This window comes from Labilibaculum antarcticum, assembly GCF_002356295.1.
Lineage (GTDB): Bacteria > Bacteroidota > Bacteroidia > Bacteroidales > Marinifilaceae > Labilibaculum > Labilibaculum antarcticum.
Window position 1 is genome coordinate 3,252,970 of sequence record NZ_AP018042.1, and the last position, 19,650, is coordinate 3,272,619.

The following is a 19,650-nucleotide window of genomic DNA, read 5'->3' on the forward strand; positions in this document are numbered from 1 at the left end:
AATGGCAACAGGAATTCATACCGAATTAACATTCGAAGCAGCGATAGAAGCTTCTTTACTGGAAAACGGAGGATATACCAAAGGGCACTCCACCGATTTTGATGTCGATTTAGGCATGTTCCCTGTTTACGTCATTGAGTTTTTAAAAGCATCTCAACCCAAAGAGTGGGAGAAGATTAACAACATACATAAATCAGATGTAGAGAAAAAGGTGATTCAACGCCTAATTAAAGAGCTTGATTTGCGTGGGACTCTCGATGTGCTTCGTAATGGCTTTATCGATTATGGGGTGAAATTTAAAATGGCATTTTTCCGCCCGGAGAGTACTTTAAATCCAGAATCCGAAATTCTCTACCGAAAGAATCACCTATCGGTCACCAGACAATTGTATTACGAACGTCAGGGCAATAACTCTTTAGATATGGTATTATCCTTGAATGGATTGCCAATAGCCACTATAGAGCTCAAAAATCAATTCTCAGGGCAAAACGTAAACAATGCGAAAAAGCAGTATGCTTACGACCGAGAATCCAAAGAGCCAATCTTTCAGTTCAAAAAAAGATCCTTGGTTCATTTTGCCGTTGATACTGATGAGTGTTTTATGACAACCCGCTTGTCAGGCAAAAAGACAAGATATCTTCCATTCAATTTAGGATATCGAAATGGTGCTGGTAATCCTCCAAACAAAGAGGGATATCGTACCGCATATCTTTGGGAATATGTATTTGCCAAGGATAGTTTCATGGATATCATTGCCAAGTTCCTGCACCTTAACGTGGAGGAATTCGAGCTGAATGGCATAAAAAAGAAGAAAGAGACCATGATATTCCCCCGCTTTCATCAAATGGAAGTGGTTCGTAAACTCACCCACGATGCAAGAGTAAAGGGAGCCGGTACCAACTACCTGATTCAGCATTCAGCTGGTTCTGGAAAATCCAACTCCATTGCCTGGCTGTCCTACCGTTTATCGAGCTTACACAATTCAAGCAACGGGAGGGTTTTCGATTCTGTGATTGTTATTACCGATCGTAGAGTGCTCGACGATCAATTGCAAAAAACAATCTATCAGTTCGATCACAAAGATGGGGTTGTGCAAAAAATCGATAAAGATTCCCAACAACTGGCCGATGCCATCGAAGCAGGTTCGAATATCATCATTACCACACTCCAAAAATTTCCATTCATACTGGATAAAATCGGGGAATTGCCTTCTCGTAAATATGCGGTCATTATCGACGAGGCGCACTCATCACAGGGAGGTGAAGCAAGCAAGAAATTGAAGGAAGTGCTGTCAGCCAAATCACTTGAAGAAGCTGCAAAAGAAGAATTGTATTCAGGTTTGGATCAGGATGCCGAGGATGAAATCAGAAAATCGATGGAAGCCAGAGGCAAACAAAACAACCTGAGCTTCTTTGCATTTACAGCCACTCCAAAAGCCAAAACCGTTGAAGTGTTTGGGACACCAAATGCTGAAGGTTTGCCACAACCTTTTCATCTGTACAGTATGAAACAAGCCATCGAAGAGGGGTTTATTTTGGATGTGCTTAAGAATTACACAACTTACAAGACTTACTTCAAGCTCTCCAAAGAGATCGAAGACGACCCAAATGTAAATAAGAAACAGGCCGCAAGAGCGATTGGACGATTCCTATCCTTGCATCCTCACAATTTGGCACAAAAAACTGAAGTGATGGTCGAACACTTCCGTCAGATCGTATCAAAAAAGATTGGCGGCAAGGCGAAAGCAATGCTCGTTACGGGATCTCGATTGCATGCGGTTCGATACAAGGAAGAATTTGACAAATACATTAAAGACAAGGGATACAACGACATTAAAACGCTGGTTGCTTTCTCAGGGAAAGTAATTTACGACAACTATCCCGAAGGTGTAACAGAAGTAGGGCTAAATGGCTTCAAGGAAAAAGAGTTGCCGAAAAAATTTAGCTCAAACGAATACCAGTTACTTTTGGTGGCCGACAAGTATCAAACAGGATTCGATCAGCCCCTATTGCACACCATGTATGTCGATAAGATCTTATCGGGTGTAAAGTGTGTGCAAACTTTGTCCCGTTTAAATCGCATGTGTGAAGGGAAAGAAGATACCTTTATATTGGATTTTGCAAACGAAACAGAAACCATCCTTGAATCCTTTCAACCCTATTTCGAGCTCACAAATGTGAAGGAAACTACTGATCCCAATCACCTATACGATTTAAAGGGAGAGATTGAGAAAGCACAGATCATTTGGCAAACCGAAATTGATAACTTTTGCAACGTCTTTTTCAAATCAGCAAAAGTTCTTTCAGTTAAAGAACAGGGCAAACTAAATGCTTACGTCGACCCTGCAGTGGAACGATTCAAACAATTGCCCGAAGAGAATTCAAAAGAGGATGTTTTAGGCACCGAAATCACACAGGAAAATTTAAAGCATGCATTACAATCCTTCACACGGCTGTATTCGTTCTTAACTCAAATCATGCCTTTTTCCGATGTCGATTTAGAGAAGCTTTTTACCTATGCTAAATTTCTATTAAAGAAATTACCAAGAATAAATCAAGCGGATCGCTTCAAACTGGGCGATGAAGTCGCTCTTGAATATTACCGCTTGCAAAAAATAGCCGACCAGGATATTGTAATGGAAAGTCAAGGGGAATATGGTTTGGATGGCAAAAGCGAGGCAGGTATTCGACTTGGAAACAAAGATGAAGATGCAGCCCTGTCCGAAATTATTGATCTCTTGAACAAACGCTTCAGCACTGAGTTCGCCGAAGCAGACAAATTATTTTTCGATCAGATTGAAGCCGAACTGATAGCTGATCAAAAACTATCAGAACAGGCCCGAAACAATACAAAAGAAAATTTCAAATATGGCTTCGAAGAGGTCTTTATGGACAAGCTTATCGAACGCATGGAACAAAACCAGGACATCTTCTCAAAAATGATGGATGATAAAGAATTTGGAGGTCTCGTTCGCAATTACATGCTCGAAAAAGTGTTCAGTAAATTAAATATTAATCCTTAAAGGGGTAGTAAATCAAATAATTTAAAACATTAAATAAGAAAAAATTACATGCATAGATTAAGAATTATTTTATCTTTTTTCATGGTTACTATACTGATCTCCTGTTCAGATAAAGATTCGAAGTTAGAAGATTTGGTTGATGAAAAGATTGAGAACATGACCGATAAAGAGGTTGTGACAGATTTGTTAATTGCCAATAAGGTAGATTATATGCAACTTTCTCTGATTTTAAAATGTTCGCCTTCAACATTAAAGAGATTTCAATCTCGAGAGACAAGGGCTACTCAAATGGCAAGAAATGAATTGATTACTCTTTTAAATAAAGTAATTATTGAAGGAGGTGAAGTGTTTGATGATTTGGAATCAAAAGACGATCCATGGTATTATTGGATTCTATTTTGGAAATCTCAACCTGAGACCGAAGACAATTATGAATTTACCATTAATCCAATTTGGGAAGAATTATAGAAAAAATAATTTATGAAATATATTTTGGCAGTTCTTTTGGCTCTCGGCTTTATAGCTTGCAGTAGTAATAAAGAGAATAATGAGCTTATTAATAAGATAATCGAAGATTCGAAAAGTAAGGACGTCTCATCCACAATCGTCCGGTACCTTATCAAAGAAGATATTGAACTTCAAACCATATCAAAAGCATTAGGATGCAATGTTAGTCTTTTGTATTCAATTAATGAAGACAAGGTAAAACTAAACGAACAGGCTAGTGATAAAATTTTTGTCCTTTTTCAAGGATATTTGGATGATGGGAATGAAATATTTGAAAAATATGAAAAGTATAGAAATACAAATAAAATAATCCCAGACCATCAATGGTTAACTGAATTTTCTAAGATTGACAAAATTCCAAGGGAAGAAGCTTTGTTACGTATTGAAATGTTTAGAAATGTGGAACATCGTAAACACCTTGAATTTGTAAGTGAATTAAAAGCAACATCTTTAGAATATTTTAAGCATCAGGTGGATATTCTTGTAGATGAAGAGTTTTCGATATTTTCATGGTTAGGTGAATTAAAAGATTTATGTTTTTTAGATCAGAAAGAGAGACGTGCAAAATGGGGCGAAAGAACAAAAGAGTATTTTAATCCGATCAACTATTACACCAAACTTCAGAATAATATTACGATTTATAATAATCAAATAAATGATCAGCGTAAATTAAATATATCTCGTGTAATTGGCACAAAACACAAGAACACAATTAAGAATAAATTGCTTAATGTGAGTGGTTTCCAGATGGAAAATAAGGTGATTGATGCAATAATTGAAAAAAGTGATAATTATTCATTCATGTCTTTGTCTGAGACGATTCTAGATTTTATAACTGGGTATATAGTTGTTGGGATAATCTTTCTTCTTGGATTTTTAGGTTTGAAAATACACCCTTTATGGGTGTCTGGGCCATTGTGGGTAATTTCGATTGGAGGTTTTATTTATTTTGGTATTAAGAATGAACAAAAGATTAGGGATTCCATAAATAGTCAGATCGAAAAAATTCATCAGGAACAAGATTTTAATTTCTTTGATAAATTTGATCAAAGTACGGATGTTTATTACAATACCATGATTGATATTGTGATGGTTAATCATGAATATGAATTGAAAACAGAAGAATATCAAAATCAAATTGAGAAAATCATTAGTTCATCAGAAGAATGAAAATTACACAAGTAACTAGTGCTGTTGTTATGCTGTTGATTTTATCAGCTTGTACTAAAACAACTTTATTAAAGAAGATATTAGGAAAAGAATCGAAAGAGCTTGCTGAATTAGTTACATCTGAATCTGCTGAGAAAATTGTAGGTAATTCAAATATGTCAGATTTGATATTGATCAGCATTAAATCTTTGGATGGTAAACTCTCAAAGAAATTGACTCGCGATATTGCAGAGAATAAATCTCTGGTTGATTTGTTTAACGCTAATCCAGGTTTAATTAAAATATGGAAAAAGATAGCTCTATCTTCGGTGTCTTCTAATGCCAAGTATCTTAACTATTTAAATTCATTACCATCTGATAAATTTCTTTTTGAAGTTTCTGAAGGTGGTGTTTTATCTGTTTTCGATAATTCTAAACGAGAGCTTGCAAAGCTATTCCCTGATAAGGTAATTGCAAAATCAGGATTAAAGTTTAGTGATAATCTTTTAACTCCTGAAAAATACATTTGGAATGATTTATTAAATGGGAAGCTCATATCAAATCATCTTTATAAGGTGGATTCTTGGTTCTACCGAACTGATAAATTAGCAAGGGTATCTTCAATTCACGGCTCTGTTTTTCAACCTAAGCCAGCTTTAATAATTGATAAAGCAAAAGGTATTGCTTCAATTCCCAATGGTCCATGGGAACAGATTAGCCAACTTAAAATGTCTCCTGATGTAATCAAGAAAGAATGGAAGATCATAACTGAAGAATGGGCTGTTATTATCAAAAATAAAGGAAAGGTAAACTTTAAGATTACGCCTTTCTATAATAAATCATCAAAAGAGGTTTACCAGCACGTTGTTGAATATACCAATAAAGAGGGACGTTTTGTCAAGAAAACATTAAAGAATATGATTAACTCAATGGATAATGTTGTTAGTAAACAATTATCTGATTTTGGATTAAATCCTGATGCCTTAAAAGAATTCCAAATGGTTTTTAAAGGAGAACATGCTGACGAATTATTACGAGATTTTACAAACAATGTTAAGAATGATAAAATTATTAAATGGTTTAATGCCAATCCAGATTTAATAAAAGGTTATTATAAGTTAATGGAACTTTCCCCATCTATTCGTGTCAACAAGAGGAATATAATAGACGTGACAAGACAAATAGAATCTGGAGCAAAGGAAATATTTATAGGTATACCAGGTAACATTGGTAAAAAGAAAGTAGGTAAAATTCTCAAATATGATGTAGAGTTCAAAGAGAGAATCATTCCTATTGGAAATTTTAAGTTTAAGGCCGTATTCCCTGATTTTAGTGCTTTTTCAATTGCAAAAATAAGACTTGAGGATGTTTTAATTCAAGCTGTTGATGGCGAGCAGTTTACCTTTGCAAAAGAAGTGTTAAAAAAACAGTTTAAATCAAACCCCGATGAAATTATTAAAATGCTTAAAAAGCACAACTCTAGGATGGTTAAAGAAGGAAAAGTAAATATTTTTAAAGGTGATATTCTTAGTGAGAAGGAAATGCTTTCTAAGCAAATTGCTGATATAGAGGGAAAAGGTAGTAGTGTCTTTGGTTTTATCTGGCATCATAATGAGGAATATGGAATATTGGAATTGGTTTCACATGACGTTCATGTTTTGCACAAACACACAGGAGGTAAGATTGTTTGGAATGGTGGTGGGGCTAATAGATAGGAATACATCACAGTATTTGCATTATTAATGTATTGAATTTAACTAAATTGTAAGTAATGACAAGAGGTATATCTCCATTTTTTAAAGACTATCGTGAGCCCCCAGCTCCCCCAGATTTGTAATCTGTGACCAAAGAGTTTCTGGTTTTCAATCCAGAACTTTGATCAGAGGAAACCCTCCACAATAAGGTAATTTACTATCATACGCATTTAGGTTATATATGGCTTCGTGATCTCTATTTCTACCTTCTGTATCAAACGCAATAGCAATCATCCATGCAGGTATAACATGCGAACCGGTTTTATCAGCAATCGACGTTTTACACAATAAATATTTCATAATATTTTCAATTTTAATGTCAAAATTATCAAAATATGCTATATTCGTATTCAATTTTACTTAAACTTGTTCAAAACCTAAATTTAAGTTAAATCATGCCCCACTTTAAAATTGAAAAAGACAGCTTAGCACCTATTAAGGAAAATCCTTTTAAGCTCGAAAAAGAAATACAATCCCTAACCGAAAACAACCTCGATAAAATACTGAAAATTGATTTTGTGAAATCTGAATTTGCATTGAACAATTTCAGAATTGATACATTGGCATTCGATAAAGATGCAAACGCATTTGTAATCATCGAATACAAGCGGGAACGTAATTTTAGTGTAATAGATCAAGGCTACGCTTATCTATCATTAATGCTAAACAACAAAGCCGATTTTATTCTGGAATACAACGAAAACTGCAAAAACACACTAAAACGAAACGATGTAGATTGGTCGCAATCCAAAGTGATCTTTATCTCACCATCATTCACAACTTATCAGCGCGAAGCAATCAACTTCAAAGATTTACCTATTGAACTATGGGAAGTCAAGCGTTACAACAACAATACAGTAAGTTACAATCAGATCAAAACAGGAGGCGCGCAGGAAAGTGTAAAAACCATTTCCCGAAAGGATGATACCGTCACCACCGTAAATAAAGAAATCAAAGTATATACCGAACAGGAACAGCTTGGCAATACATCTTCCGAAGAGATTATAGAGCTTTACGAAAAATTCAAAGCGTCCATACTAAACCTCGAAGATATTGAGTTAAAACCGAAGAAAAAGTACATCGCTTTCGCAAACGGCTCTAACATTGCCGACATCAACATTCAGAAAAAAAGTCTTAAAATGTGGATCAACCTATCCCACGACGAACTCGACGACCCCAAACAGTTAACACGCGATGTTAGTAAAATTGGCCACTGGGGCAACGGCGACTACGAACTCCAAATCTACAACGATGATAACCTCGAGTACATTATGTCCCTCGTAAAACAATCCTACAACAAAAACCGGAAGTAAGATATTTATAAATGAATAATAGTAAAAAAGAGTTTTCCTTATTGGATATTCTTGCAATAATTGGTTTTGCCTTCGTTCTAATTTGGCTTATCGTAAAGTTCGTGATAGGCTATGAATCAGGTAATAAACAGATTGATATCGAGGAAGAAATAAAGGCGATAGATAAAACGATCTTAAAAAATAATAAATCAAAACGTCGGGCCGCATTCAGATCAAAAATATATTATTTCTTTTTCAGAATAGTGGTGGTCATTTTATGGTGCATGTTAGTTTCGATAGTTTGTCTTGTGTTCAAATACAAAACATTGGAGGAGATATTAAACGTTAACGAAGCTCTTCTAATTGCATTTTTATTTTCTTGGTTTCTGTTCTCTGGAAGCCTAGCAGATTTAAAGAAACTCAATCTCAAGATAAAATATTGGATTCATAACAAAACCTATAAAACTTTGGCTCTAAATATAGATCAAGAAATCATCCACGCTAATAACAAAAGGCTCACCTTAGAGCAATATCCCAATAATTAAAAATTCCCGAATTTAAAATCTGAGGGCAAGGAGTTGGGGATTTTCAATCCCCTTGGTGCTCTCACTTCGAGTTCGAATATCACTAAAATATCCCAAGCTAAATACCTAATCACATGACCCTAAACGATTGCCTAATTTGGATGAAAGAATCCAAAGATCAGTATGATGCTGCCTATACAAATAGTCCATCGGTATTTCGGATGCCAATAATCTTGTTCCCCCTTCGGGTGGTTTTTACATTGCTCTGTATTGCATCTGGTTTTCTTCTAGTTAGTTCCCTCTTTATCAATTTAGGAGAGGTAGTAGCCAAAAACTTTAGAGAGGCTGGTAAAACAGCCCATTCTGCCGATATCCTAATTTTAATAAACACTATACTGGGGCTTATTTTTATTTTTTCGATTCTGGTTTTATGGCTGCTTAAGCTGGTTAAAGTCAGAAACAGATACATTCGCAAAATGGATTTCTTTTGGCATGATCGTTTCTGTGAAATGGATGAAATGGTGAAGCAAGAAGAAAAGTAATTCGCTCCCGCAGATCTGTAATCTGAAGGCAAAGAGTTTAGGATTTTTAATCCCCATTTAACACCAAATAGGGCACAGTATTCATAGGAAACATCGGATTCTAATTCACCCCGTCAGTGGCTATTCGCCCTGACGGTGGTTTCAATTGTAAATTGTCATTGCGGGGAGGAACAGCTATTCCCGAAATTCGGGAACGTGGCAAATGAAATTAGTTAAATTCATAATTATCTCATTTAGTTTGCTTTGTGAAAATGGAACTCATATTCCTGCACTTCAATATCATGCTTGGATGCTTCTTGTAATAATTGAGGTGTAGCTTTATAAAGGCAGATGAGGCCTTTTACTTTTTGTTTCGGAACGGCTAAATTTTGCTTAATCCAGCTCATATAGCCTAATGTTTGTTCAACAACGTTAGTATTGTAACCACTGTCTTTTTTTAATTCTAATACAACTAGGTCATTTGTATTCTTTTCTTTGAGTAATAGATCCAAAATACCAACTTTAGACATGGCAAGTTGTTTTCCGTAGTATTCATCATTTTCGAAAATTTCATACTCTTGGTCGAATAGAATGCCTTCTTTCTGTAGTTTTATGCATAGAAGATTTTCCAATACACTTTCTTGGTAAATTATCCCATTCTGGCCATTTTTCTTGTTTGTTTTTTTAGGATGAAGCGTGTTAACATCAAGTTGAAATTCTAATGAATAATCTTCATCTGGCAGAATGGTTTTAATGTTTTGCTTTAGTTGAATTAATTGTAATTTTATCCTCTTTAAATGCTTGGTAGTCATGCCTTTGGCATCTTCAAGCAACGTAACAACCTCGATAGCACCGTTATATCTTTTGAGTTTTTTTAATGCATTGATTTTGTTCAGGTAGGGAGAGTCGCTATCAGGTCCAATTTGTATGCATTTATCGAATGATTTAATAGCTTCTGAATATTTTTTCACTTTTAGCTGATAAAAACCTTTTTGCAGGTAAACTATGCCGTCTTCTGCGTATGCTTTAATGCTAAGATTAAAGAGTTCTATAGCCTTATTAACCTCACCAATTTCTCCATAGCAAATACCTAAGAGGGAACTGACTTTAGCACATCCAATTTGGTTATTGAAAGATTCTATTTTAAAGCATTTTTGCAGCATTTTAATTGCGGCATGATAGTTCTTTAATTCAAACACATAAATTAAGGACATATAGTAGTAGCCGAACCAATGCTGAGGATTGCATACTGTAGCTTGTTTGAAATGCATTAATGCTTTTAAACTATCCTTCTGAAATTGTTTAATACCCAAACATGTTTGGTAATTTGGTTCAGTTAAAGGCAGGTGTTTTTTGAAGTGGTTTGTAAGATCGTTTAGGCATTTATCGGAGGTTTTCTTTGTAAAAGAAGGAACAATGAGTCCTTCCCATAGTTGAAATGCATTTCCAATATCTCTGGTTTCAAATTCTCCAATAATATATTTAAGCAGGAACTGGGAGGAGTTCTCTGATTTTCCAATAAGATCTGCAAGTATAGCTTTAGTATATAAAGAAATGCTTATGTCAGGTAAGTTTACCGCGATTGGGTAAATCTCCTTTGCAATTTCTTTTTTTTGATTAGAGCTGCTTAAATCTAAAATAAAATTTTGTAGTTCTTGCGAGTTCGGATTCTTGATGGTGTTTTGAATTGCTTGTTTAAGTTGGTTTTGGAGTGTGTTTGGCATGGTATGAGTTTTTTAATGGTAGTTTGAAAGGTAGTAAATCCTATTTAACTATCAATTAAGGATTGACAGATAATGATGAATATTTGCCAGCAGAAATGTATTGTGAATTCCTTTCTACTATTATTTGAGGCTGTGTATATATTATTATAAGTTTACTCCAGCTCCCACAGATTTGTAATTTGCGGGAGCTGGAGTTCAGGATTTTTAATCCCTTCAAAATAACCTGTCAACGTCTTTTTTCAGTTCTAACAGCGTTTAAAATAAATTCAGATCTATTAAATTCAAACTATACCTGGAAAGGTATAAATCAACCTCTTGAATATAATTATATACCCGATAAGGTATAGTTTTCATCTCCCGTAGATTGCTAATCTGCGAGTAGAGGATTCATAATTTCCAATCCGTTTTACACCCTATTGTTCCAGAGAAAAGAACTTTTAAGCGATCCGATATCTTGTAGCTTATCTTGTAAAAAAAGCAATTATAAAGAGTTTCTTGTTAAATTTATTTGTAGTTTTATTCAGTCTTAATTTATCAGGAATTCTTTGTTTTGTAAGCAGAATGAAGTGCTTTTGAATTCAAAAAATACATACTGTGATATCTAAAACAAAACAAATGATTGGCATTTTTTTAATGGTATTTGGGGGACTTCTGGTTCTGTCAGGATTTTTCATTTACAAATCAAATATTGCTGCAGATCCTGTATTGGCAATGAACATGAGTCCCCATTCAACAGTGGAGAATACAATAGATGTGAATTCTGGGAAATCATTGGAGGAATTAAATAATTTGATTGAATTAGCCAAAGCTGATGGTGTTCTCACTCAGAATGAGAAACGTATTCTGAGCAGGAAAGCAAAGGAGTGCGAACTTGATCTGGGGGAAATCATAAAAGACATTGAAGCTGAATTAGCTGCAAATCCATCCAAAGCCGAAACAGAAATCATCAACCAAGCAAAAAAGAAGGGAGATGACTTTGAAAAATTCATTGCACAAAAGTTTCCTAAAAAATATTATACCATTAAGGAATGGGCAGGCGATAAATACATTAAAGGAGTGTATGCCGAAACAACAACACAACCAGATTTAATGATTGAGACCAAAAAGGAAAAAAAATGTTTCTCTATTGAATGCAAATGGCGAAAAGAATTTAAGAATGATGAAGTGACTTTTGCAAGTAAAAAGCAACTGGAAAATTATATGGTTTTTCAAAAAAAGAAAAATATTCCTGTTTTTATTACTCTTGGTATTGGGGGTGAGCCATCGGCTCCGCAGAATTGCTACATTTTGCCTCTTGATGAAATTAAATCCAATTCCATTTTAAAAAACGAGTTATACAAATACTGGAAAAAAACGGCAGCCAATTTCTATTTTGATATCAAGACTAATGAATTGAAATAGCAAATAGTGTTCACGAGCTTTTTGGTCAACTCGTTGGTCATAAAGAATACAAACTCAAATTGTGGCACTCTGGCTGTATTCATAGAGCAACATATAAAACACTATAAAATCTAGATTCCTTTAGATAAATAGTAAAAAAAGTTGCGAAATGTATAGATAAAAATGAAGGAGATGCTTTTATGGAAGTAGTGTAATTTGTAAAGGAGAAACAACAAATAGGTGAAATAAGTGGTGTCGGAAGAAATATTACAACCGAAATACTTATGAGTTTCGCACCAAATAAATTGCCAATCTGAATTAAAATCCATTGGTCGTTTTAACAGACTTAGGCAAAACATACCCTAGTTTGGAATCATTTAAAAGTGACACCTATCAGATGTATGTTAAAGAATTAAAGCAGATTCAAAAATACCTCGGAATGAAATCATTCCTTGAAATCGATAGCTTTTCAATTATGTATATTGAATAATTAGGGAAGAGAATCATGGATATGAATTTAATCTATTAACTGTTATGAGCAAGAAAGAGATTGTGAATTTTCACGAAAAAGTAAAAAAACACTTAACTACCTACAAAGCGGATAAATATCCAAGTATGAAAAATGGGATATGGCGTCCCAAATCTATAAATAAAGAACTTGGTTATGCTTTTTCTAATTATCGAGAAGATTATAAATTCAATATTCTTGAAAAGTATCGGGATCAGTTTTATAATAGTGAATTGAGTAAAATAAAGAAACATATTTACTTCCATCATCTCAATTCATCGCAAGCTATGTGTATCAACTTTTTCTATCCATTAATAGTAGAAAATCAATTGCATTTACTAAGCGAGTTTCTAGGTTTTAAAAATGAGAAAATAGAGAAGAAAACAGCTGTTTTTGAGAAAGATTCACCAATAGATTCTATTGGTAAGTATCGACCTACTAATTTTGATTTTTACTTTAAAACGGAGTCGGGCAAAGAATTTTACTTCGAGATAAAATATACAGAAGGGCAGTTTGGTAAGGCCAAAAATGACCAAGATCATATCAGTAAATATGAGGCTGTTTACAAGCATAATATGCAAGTAATTGCTAATGAGTATACCAATAAGGATACTTTCTTCAGCCATTACCAAATCATCCGCAACCTTATTCATGTGGGAGACGATAAGTATGTGGTATTTCTTTATCCAAAAGAAAACAAAAAAATAAATCAACAAGCTAGTAAAGCCAAAACGAACATACTTAAAGAGGCATACCAAGCAAACCTTTACAACACGTATTGGGAGGATATTTACAATTACATATCAACCAACCTTAAAGGCGAAGCTTTAAAGAATCAGATGATTGAATTTGGAGAGAAGTATTTCGTAAAGGCTACGGATTAATAATTCGGAAATCCCCCCCCATCTTCCGCAGATTTGTAATCTGTGGGCAAAGAGTTAGGATTTTCAATCCCCTTACAATATCAAATAGGGCATAGTATTCAGAGGAAACATTGGATTCCAATTCACCCCGTCAGTGGCTTTTCGCCCTGCCGGTGGTTTCAAATACAACTTGTTAATGTGGGGAGGTACAGCCTGTCCCGATTCTCGGGAACGCCACAATTTGTTCAAAATCATGTACCAGCTCCCGCAGATTTGTAATCCTTTTTTTTTTGTGAAAAAGGAAATAGGCCGTTCTCTTCTTGGGTAGTTCCATTCCTGCTTTTCTGGTTCCGAGCATCGGGATAAATCTCATCCTTTTTATCTATTTAGCTTATATAGTGAATCGATTTACATATTGTAATTGGTTAATATATTAGCTATTTAGCGATTAAATATGTATTTTTAGTTAAAATATTAGCTATATGTATTCACTCTCAACAACACCAGCCGAAGTGAGTAAAGCATTGGCGGTACGTCACAAGGCTTTGCGCAAACAATTAAAGTTATCTCAAACAGAGATGGCTGAACGATCTGGAGTATCATTGGGTAGCCTGAAGCGTTTTGAAAATACTGGAAAAATCTCACTGGAATCACTTCTTAAACTGACTCACTTGCTGAATCGTCTGAAAGATTTTGAAAATGTATTTCAGCCTAGGGAAGATCAATCAAATCTTGAGAATTTATTTACTTCAAAAGCTTAAATAATGGAAGAGACAAAAAATACATTGGTCTCTCTTCAGTTGGAAGGGAAAACTTATGAGGTAGGAGAGTTGGTCTTGAATAACAGACAGATTTATTTTCGATATCATCAGGAGTTTCTAAAAACAGGATTAAATATTTCACCTCTAAAACTTCCATTTACGGGAGAGATAAACAATTCTGAAAAAGAACCATTTGATGGGCTTTACGGCGTTTTTAACGATTCATTACCCGATGGCTGGGGCAGATTACTCTTAGATCGAAGTTTAAGTTCCAAGGGAATTGATATTTATGGAGTAAGTCCAATGGATCGATTGGCTTATGTTGGAAGTTCAGGAATGGGAGCTCTTTGTTATGCGCCTCAATTGGAAGACAGGCCTGATTTTGACAAGCAATTGGAATTGGATGCCATTGCCGAGGAAATGCGACATGTTCTCAAAGGCGAAAGCACTGAAATGATAGATGAACTTTTTACTTTGGGTGGATCTTCAGGAGGAGCGAGACCAAAGATTTTGGTAGGCTTCAATAAACAAAGCAATGAACTGGTTCATGGATATGATCAAATGCAGGATGGCTTTGAGGAGTGGTTGATTAAATTTCCATCATCCCAGGACAATGCGGAAATTGCCAAAATCGAATATGTTTACTATCAGATGGCTCTGAAAGCAGGAATAGAAATGAGTGATTGTCAATTGTTTCATGGCAAATCAGGTCAAACCTACTTTGGCACCAGGCGTTTCGATAGAACAGTAAAGGGCAGACTTCATGCACATACAGCAAGTGGTTTAATGCACGATAATTTCCGAATGAGTACAATGGATTACGGCCATCTGATGGATTGTGCATTTCGACTGGAAAAGCATGTAAATGCCTATGAAAAAGTCTTTCGTCTTGCTGCGTTTAATGTGTTTGCCCACAACCGGGATGATCACAGTAAAAACTTCTCCTTTTTAATGGATGGCAAAGGAAACTGGAAAATGGCACCTGCTTATGATCTCACATTCTCCACTTCAGCTTATGGCATACACAGCACCATGGTGGCAGGAGAGAGTAAGAATCCAGGAGAAAAACACTTACTGAAATTGGCAGATCATTTTGGAATCAAAAGACCTGATTTAATTTTGGAACAGGTCAGAGAGGCCCTTACCAATTGGAGGCTGATTGCGCAAACTTGTGGGGTTTCCAAAAATGTAGTTTCAGAAATTGAAAAGACTTTTAATAAGTTAAATAAAATTTGAATACATACAGGAAATATGTCGTTCTCTCCTCGGGTTTCGGGAAAAAGGTTGCTAGGGATTCCAAAATCCTTTTGCCCATTTTCGCTATTTTTCAATATTAGCTCTTCAACTTTTTTGTAATTTGTGGGTAAAGTTTGCTGTATTTTTAATCCTGATTCTTACCCAAGGGGAAATATAAAAATTGAGAAAAGTTTGATTTCCAATTGTAAAGGATTCTATTAAAAATGATAAATTTGTTTGTGCTGAAAGTATATGGAGATGGTTATTAATAACAGGGTGAATTTTAAAAGAGCAGTAACTAAATACGATTCCATCCCCACAAACGAATCTAATTATTGGCTGTGATTGAGACATTCGAAAAAGGGAAGATTATCAACAATTCAAATAAATAAGCTCACAAAAACACAAGATTCTCTTTTGTCCAAATTGAGATGATAAGAAGTTCGACTGGCAAAGGTTAATAAAATGATTGAATAAAAACAAAACCAGATGTTCGAAACAGTAAACAGAAATGCCTTAATCGTAAGACCTAAGCAAGCCTTATTAAATTGGGTAAACAGTATTTTTCCAGAAGATCCAATATCGCTAGATGCTTTAGGAAAGCACGATAATGCCAATGTTTATTTGATTCCAGAGATGAATTATACGGAAGAATCTTTGCAATATTTAAAAGATAATTTTGAACCAATTTTAGAGGAAATACTTTTTGATTGGTGCCAAGATGATGAGCTGTGGCCTAAAAATAGGAACTGGAAAATGTTTGAAGAGTACTTGGATTATTCCATTCAATCAGTGGTTATTGATGTTGCGAATGGTAAAATTGAAAAAGAAGAGTTTTAAGATTTGTCCAGTTTTTTAATTGATAAACTGGACATTCCGGACTTAGCTAAGTGAATATGCAGATGGATAAGTGAGTGAATATCCACTTGTTAGTATGGTGAGCTATTGAAAAATACTATTTTCACCTAAGGGTGTTTTCCCAAGTTGGTGAATAAATGAAATAAACATGACAGAATCCAATCGCATAGAATACAAAAAACAATTAACTCCTGAATTGGAAAAAGAAGTTGTCGCTTTTTTGAATTACAAAGAAGGTGGTAATATTTTTATTGGTATCGACAAGTATGGTGTTATTGTTGGTTTGGAGGATGCTGATCATGTACAACTGATTATTAAAGATCGGTTAAAAAATAATATTGTTCCATCTTGTATGGGCTTATTTGACGTTGTATGCGAAAACAGGGATGGAAAAGATATTGTAAAGATTATTATTGCCAGTGGTTCTGAAAAACCTTACTACGTTCGAAAAAACGGAATGTCGGAAAAAGGATGTTTTATCAGGGTTGGATCGTCAGCTGAACCCATCCCTCAAAAAATGATTGATGAATTGTTCGCGAAGCGTACCCGGAATTCTCTCGGGAAAATTAAGTCAAACCAGCAAAACCTAAAGTTTGAACAATTACAGATTTATTACGAAGCATCAGGTAAAAAATTGAATAATCAATTCACTACCAATTTGGAACTTTTAACTGAGAAAGGTGCTTTGAATTACGTGGCCTACCTTATGGCTGATAACAACAACACTTCCATTAAAGTTGCAAAATATAAAGGCGAAGGACGTGCAGATCTTATTGAGAGTAATGAATATGGGTTTTGTTCTTTGATAAAAGCGACAAAACAAGTTATAGACAAAATTGAATTAGAGAACAAAACGATTACCAAAATAACAGCCAAAGAAAGACAGGAAAAAAGACTTTGGAATGATGTAGCGCTTCGTGAGGCGATCGTAAATGCTTTTGTTCACAACGATTTTACAAGGGAAGTTCCTCCTAAGTTCGAAATCTTCTCCGATAGAATTGAAATTACTTCAACGGGAGGACTTCCTGAAGGGCTAAGCCAGGATGAGTTTTTTGAAGGTTTTTCAGTGCCTCGTAATAAAGAGATCATGAGAATCTACAAAGATATTGATTTGGTAGAACAACTTGGATCGGGAGTTCCTAGGATATTAGAATCTTATGGAAAAGAATGTTTCAAATTCTCTGATAATTTTTTGAGAATGATTTTTCCTGCTAATGCTGTTGTTGATTTGAATCAAATTACTGCACAACCTGCAGATGAACAGGTTAAGGATAGTGGTCCAATAGGTGGTCCAATAGGTGGTCCAATAACTTTAACTCCTAGGCAACAAGAAGTTCTTGATCACATTAAGAATGATCCTAAACTTTCAAGAAGAAGACTTGCTGAAATACTAGATATTAACGTTTCTGCGGTACAAACTCACATTGAAGCATTAAGAGATAAGGGAGCTATTGTGAGGGTTGGAGGTAATAGAGGATATTGGAAAATCAAAAAAGTATAAATCATATTGAGGTGGTCCAATAGAAGATCCACAAATATAAAAACAATGAAATTTACCGAAGGAAAACAGGACTGAGTTCCTGAAGAGTTGCTGATTAAAGAAGATCTGAAAGCTATGGTATATCATTTCAATTCCAGTATGTTACGATTAAGAGACTCTAATGACTGTGCTTCCGCAGATTTGTAATTTTCAGGTAAGGAGTTGGGGATTTTTAATCCCGTAAAAATAACCTGTGAGTGTCTTTTTTCAGCCTAGACAGCGTTTAAAATAAATTCAGATCTTTTAAATTCAAACTATACCCGAAAAGGTATAATCTATACTCCAAATCAATGTTTTATACCCGATGAGGTATAATTACGCAAAATATCGTATATTTATACCCGATAAGGTATACTTGTATAAAAATTGCGCAGATGTCACTATCCCTATTTACAAAAGAAAAAAGAAAATTACTGAATCTAACTCAACAGGATTTAGCCGATAAAGCCGGAGTTGGTATTCGATTTATACGTGATCTGGAACAGGGTAAACTCACTTTGAGAATGGATAAAGTCAATCAGGTGCTAAACTTATTTGGTCAGGAGTTGGGCCCAGTGTCTTTAAATAAAAATATCTAAGCCATGCGAAAAGCAAAAGTTTACATGCACGATCATTGGGCAGGAACTCTATTCGAAAGTGAAGAAGGTTTTGTTTTTGCTTATGAAGAATCCTTTCTTCAGACTGCAAACATAGAGGCCATTAGTCTAACATTACCACTCAGCGTTGAGGCCTACAAGAGTGCCACAATGTTTCCTTTTTTCGATGGTCTTATTCCCGAAGGATGGTTACTCGATATCGCAGAGAAAAACTGGAAAATCCGTGAAACGGATCGTATGGGTTTATTAATGGCTTGTTGCAAAGATTGCATTGGAGCCGTTAGTATCATCGCTGAAGTTTAATCTCATTTCCCAAATTGTACAAATCATTTGCTATGATAGAAACTTGTCTATACTGTTACAAGCCTTTGAAAAAAGGACAAATCGATTTTCATCCAGCATGCTGTAAGAAAATATTTAATTCCAAAGAGGTGCCCGAACTGGACTACTCCGAAGATCAAATGTTAGAATTGGCTGATCAGGTCATTAAAAGTCAAATTGCAGTAACAGGGGTTCAGCCCAAACTTTCTTTGGAAATTGCAAAGAATCCAGAAGATGAAAAAGAAAGACGTTTTACCATTGTGGGCCTATGGGGAGGCTATATTTTAAAACCACCAACAAAGCAATTTCCGAGTTTGCCTGAATTGGAAGATCTTACCATGAATTTGGCAACGCTTTCGAAGATTGCTACTGTGCCACATTCATTAATTCGTTTAAATAATGGTAAGCTTGCTTATATCACCAAGAGAATAGATCGGGTAGAGGGGAAGAAGATCCACATGGAAGATATGTGCCAATTAACCGAGAGACTAACGGAATTCAAATACCGTGGATCTTATGAGCAAATAGGGAAAGCGATACAGAAATATTCAAGCAATCCGGGTTTGGATCTCATTAATTTCTTTGAGCAGGTCTTGTTTTCTTTTCTGACGGGTAATGCCGATATGCATTTGAAGAATTTCTCCTTGATAAATAATCCGGTATTAGGCTATGTGTTAACTCCGGCATATGATATGCTTTCAACAGTACTCGTAATGAGTGACGATGATGAGGATTTAGCATTAACACTCAATGCAAAAAAGAAGAAGATTAAGCGTAAAGATTTCATCTTTGCCTTTGATCTGTTTGAAATGCCCGAGAAAACACAAAATAATATTTTTGCAAAATTTGAGAAAACGATGCCTTCTTGGGTTGAAATGATTGATGTTAGTTTTCTTCCTTCAGAAATGAAAAAAGCCTATATCGTATTAATTAAAGAGCGGGCTAAGAGATTGGATATGAAAATTGAATAGAAAATATGGCGTTCTCTCCTTTGTTAATAGCAGCAAAAATATACCCATAACATTAAATAGTTTTTACAAATACAGCTAAAATTGCTAAAAGTATCATACATTATTAGTCTTGAATTTAATGAT

Annotated in this window: 18 protein-coding genes; 16 read left to right on the plus strand and 2 right to left on the minus strand. The window is 35.0% G+C overall.

Features of this window, described 5'->3' with window-relative positions; genetic code table 11:
* Position 1: 1 nt before the first annotated feature.
* From ALGA_RS12825 to ALGA_RS12840, 4 genes are read left to right on the plus strand one after another with little or no spacing between them, the layout of a single operon-like run.
* Positions 2-3,022 (plus strand): type I restriction endonuclease subunit R, encoded by a 3,021-nt coding sequence (locus ALGA_RS12825; protein ID WP_096429676.1) that lies wholly within the window; start codon positions 2-4, stop codon positions 3,020-3,022.
* Positions 3,023-3,070: 48 nt separating this feature from the next.
* Positions 3,071-3,490: a hypothetical protein gene (locus ALGA_RS12830; protein WP_096429677.1), complete on the plus strand. Its 420-nt coding sequence runs from the start codon at positions 3,071-3,073 to the stop codon at positions 3,488-3,490.
* Positions 3,491-3,502: 12 nt separating this feature from the next.
* Positions 3,503-4,699, plus strand: coding sequence for a hypothetical protein (locus ALGA_RS12835; protein ID WP_096429678.1), 1,197 nt, complete (start codon positions 3,503-3,505; stop codon positions 4,697-4,699).
* Complete coding sequence (locus tag ALGA_RS12840; RefSeq protein ID WP_096429679.1) at positions 4,696-6,393, plus strand: HNH endonuclease; 1,698 nt, start codon at positions 4,696-4,698, stop codon at positions 6,391-6,393. Before ALGA_RS12835 ends, ALGA_RS12840 begins: the two co-directional genes overlap by 4 nt.
* Positions 6,394-6,540: 147 nt before the next feature.
* On the opposite strand, the gene ALGA_RS12845 is transcribed toward ALGA_RS12840, so the two are convergent.
* Positions 6,541-6,732, minus strand: a complete 192-nt coding sequence (locus ALGA_RS12845) for a hypothetical protein (protein ID WP_096429680.1) — start codon at positions 6,730-6,732, stop codon at positions 6,541-6,543.
* Positions 6,733-6,827: 95 nt separating this feature from the next.
* Between ALGA_RS12845 and ALGA_RS12850 the strand changes: the two genes are divergently transcribed.
* The 3 genes from ALGA_RS12850 (at position 6,828) to ALGA_RS12860 (ending at position 8,790) form a co-directional block, all read left to right on the plus strand.
* The gene (locus tag ALGA_RS12850; protein ID WP_096429681.1) at positions 6,828-7,745 is read left to right on the plus strand and encodes a DUF5655 domain-containing protein; all 918 of its coding nucleotides are present in this window, start codon (positions 6,828-6,830) and stop codon (positions 7,743-7,745) included.
* 11 nt (positions 7,746-7,756) lie between these two features.
* Positions 7,757-8,269, plus strand: coding sequence for a hypothetical protein (locus tag ALGA_RS12855; protein ID WP_096429682.1), 513 nt, complete (start codon positions 7,757-7,759; stop codon positions 8,267-8,269).
* 113 nt (positions 8,270-8,382) lie between these two features.
* On the plus strand, positions 8,383-8,790 hold the full coding sequence (locus tag ALGA_RS12860) for a hypothetical protein (protein ID WP_145957626.1): 408 nt from the start codon (positions 8,383-8,385) through the stop codon (positions 8,788-8,790).
* A 233-nt stretch (positions 8,791-9,023) separates the two neighbouring features.
* Here the strand turns inward: ALGA_RS12860 and ALGA_RS12865 are convergent, their stop codons facing one another.
* Complete coding sequence (locus ALGA_RS12865) at positions 9,024-10,493, minus strand: GxxExxY protein (RefSeq protein ID WP_096429684.1); 1,470 nt, start codon at positions 10,491-10,493, stop codon at positions 9,024-9,026.
* A 615-nt stretch (positions 10,494-11,108) separates the two neighbouring features.
* On the opposite strand from ALGA_RS12865, the gene ALGA_RS12870 reads away from it, so the two are divergent.
* From ALGA_RS12870 to ALGA_RS12910, 9 genes are all read left to right on the plus strand, one after another.
* On the plus strand, positions 11,109-11,894 hold the full coding sequence (locus ALGA_RS12870) for a hypothetical protein (RefSeq protein ID WP_096429685.1): 786 nt from the start codon (positions 11,109-11,111) through the stop codon (positions 11,892-11,894).
* Positions 11,895-12,407: 513 nt separating this feature from the next.
* Complete coding sequence (locus ALGA_RS12875; protein ID WP_096429686.1) at positions 12,408-13,265, plus strand: PGN_0703 family putative restriction endonuclease; 858 nt, start codon at positions 12,408-12,410, stop codon at positions 13,263-13,265.
* 461 nt (positions 13,266-13,726) lie between these two features.
* On the plus strand, positions 13,727-14,005 hold the full coding sequence (locus ALGA_RS12880; protein ID WP_096429687.1) for a helix-turn-helix domain-containing protein: 279 nt from the start codon (positions 13,727-13,729) through the stop codon (positions 14,003-14,005).
* Positions 14,006-14,008: 3 nt separating this feature from the next.
* Complete coding sequence (locus tag ALGA_RS12885) at positions 14,009-15,241, plus strand: type II toxin-antitoxin system HipA family toxin (RefSeq protein WP_096429688.1); 1,233 nt, start codon at positions 14,009-14,011, stop codon at positions 15,239-15,241.
* A 489-nt stretch (positions 15,242-15,730) separates the two neighbouring features.
* Complete coding sequence (locus tag ALGA_RS12890; protein ID WP_096429689.1) at positions 15,731-16,081, plus strand: hypothetical protein; 351 nt, start codon at positions 15,731-15,733, stop codon at positions 16,079-16,081.
* 166 nt (positions 16,082-16,247) lie between these two features.
* Positions 16,248-17,600, plus strand: coding sequence for an RNA-binding domain-containing protein (locus ALGA_RS12895; protein WP_096429690.1), 1,353 nt, complete (start codon positions 16,248-16,250; stop codon positions 17,598-17,600).
* Positions 17,601-18,013: 413 nt separating this feature from the next.
* Positions 18,014-18,217, plus strand: a complete 204-nt coding sequence (locus ALGA_RS12900) for a helix-turn-helix transcriptional regulator (RefSeq protein WP_096429691.1) — start codon at positions 18,014-18,016, stop codon at positions 18,215-18,217.
* A gap of 3 nt (positions 18,218-18,220) precedes the next feature.
* On the plus strand, positions 18,221-18,538 hold the full coding sequence (locus tag ALGA_RS12905; protein WP_096429692.1) for a HipA N-terminal domain-containing protein: 318 nt from the start codon (positions 18,221-18,223) through the stop codon (positions 18,536-18,538).
* Positions 18,539-18,570: 32 nt separating this feature from the next.
* Positions 18,571-19,527: a HipA domain-containing protein gene (locus ALGA_RS12910; protein WP_197705556.1), complete on the plus strand. Its 957-nt coding sequence runs from the start codon at positions 18,571-18,573 to the stop codon at positions 19,525-19,527.
* The last annotated feature ends 123 nt before the right edge of the window (positions 19,528-19,650 follow it).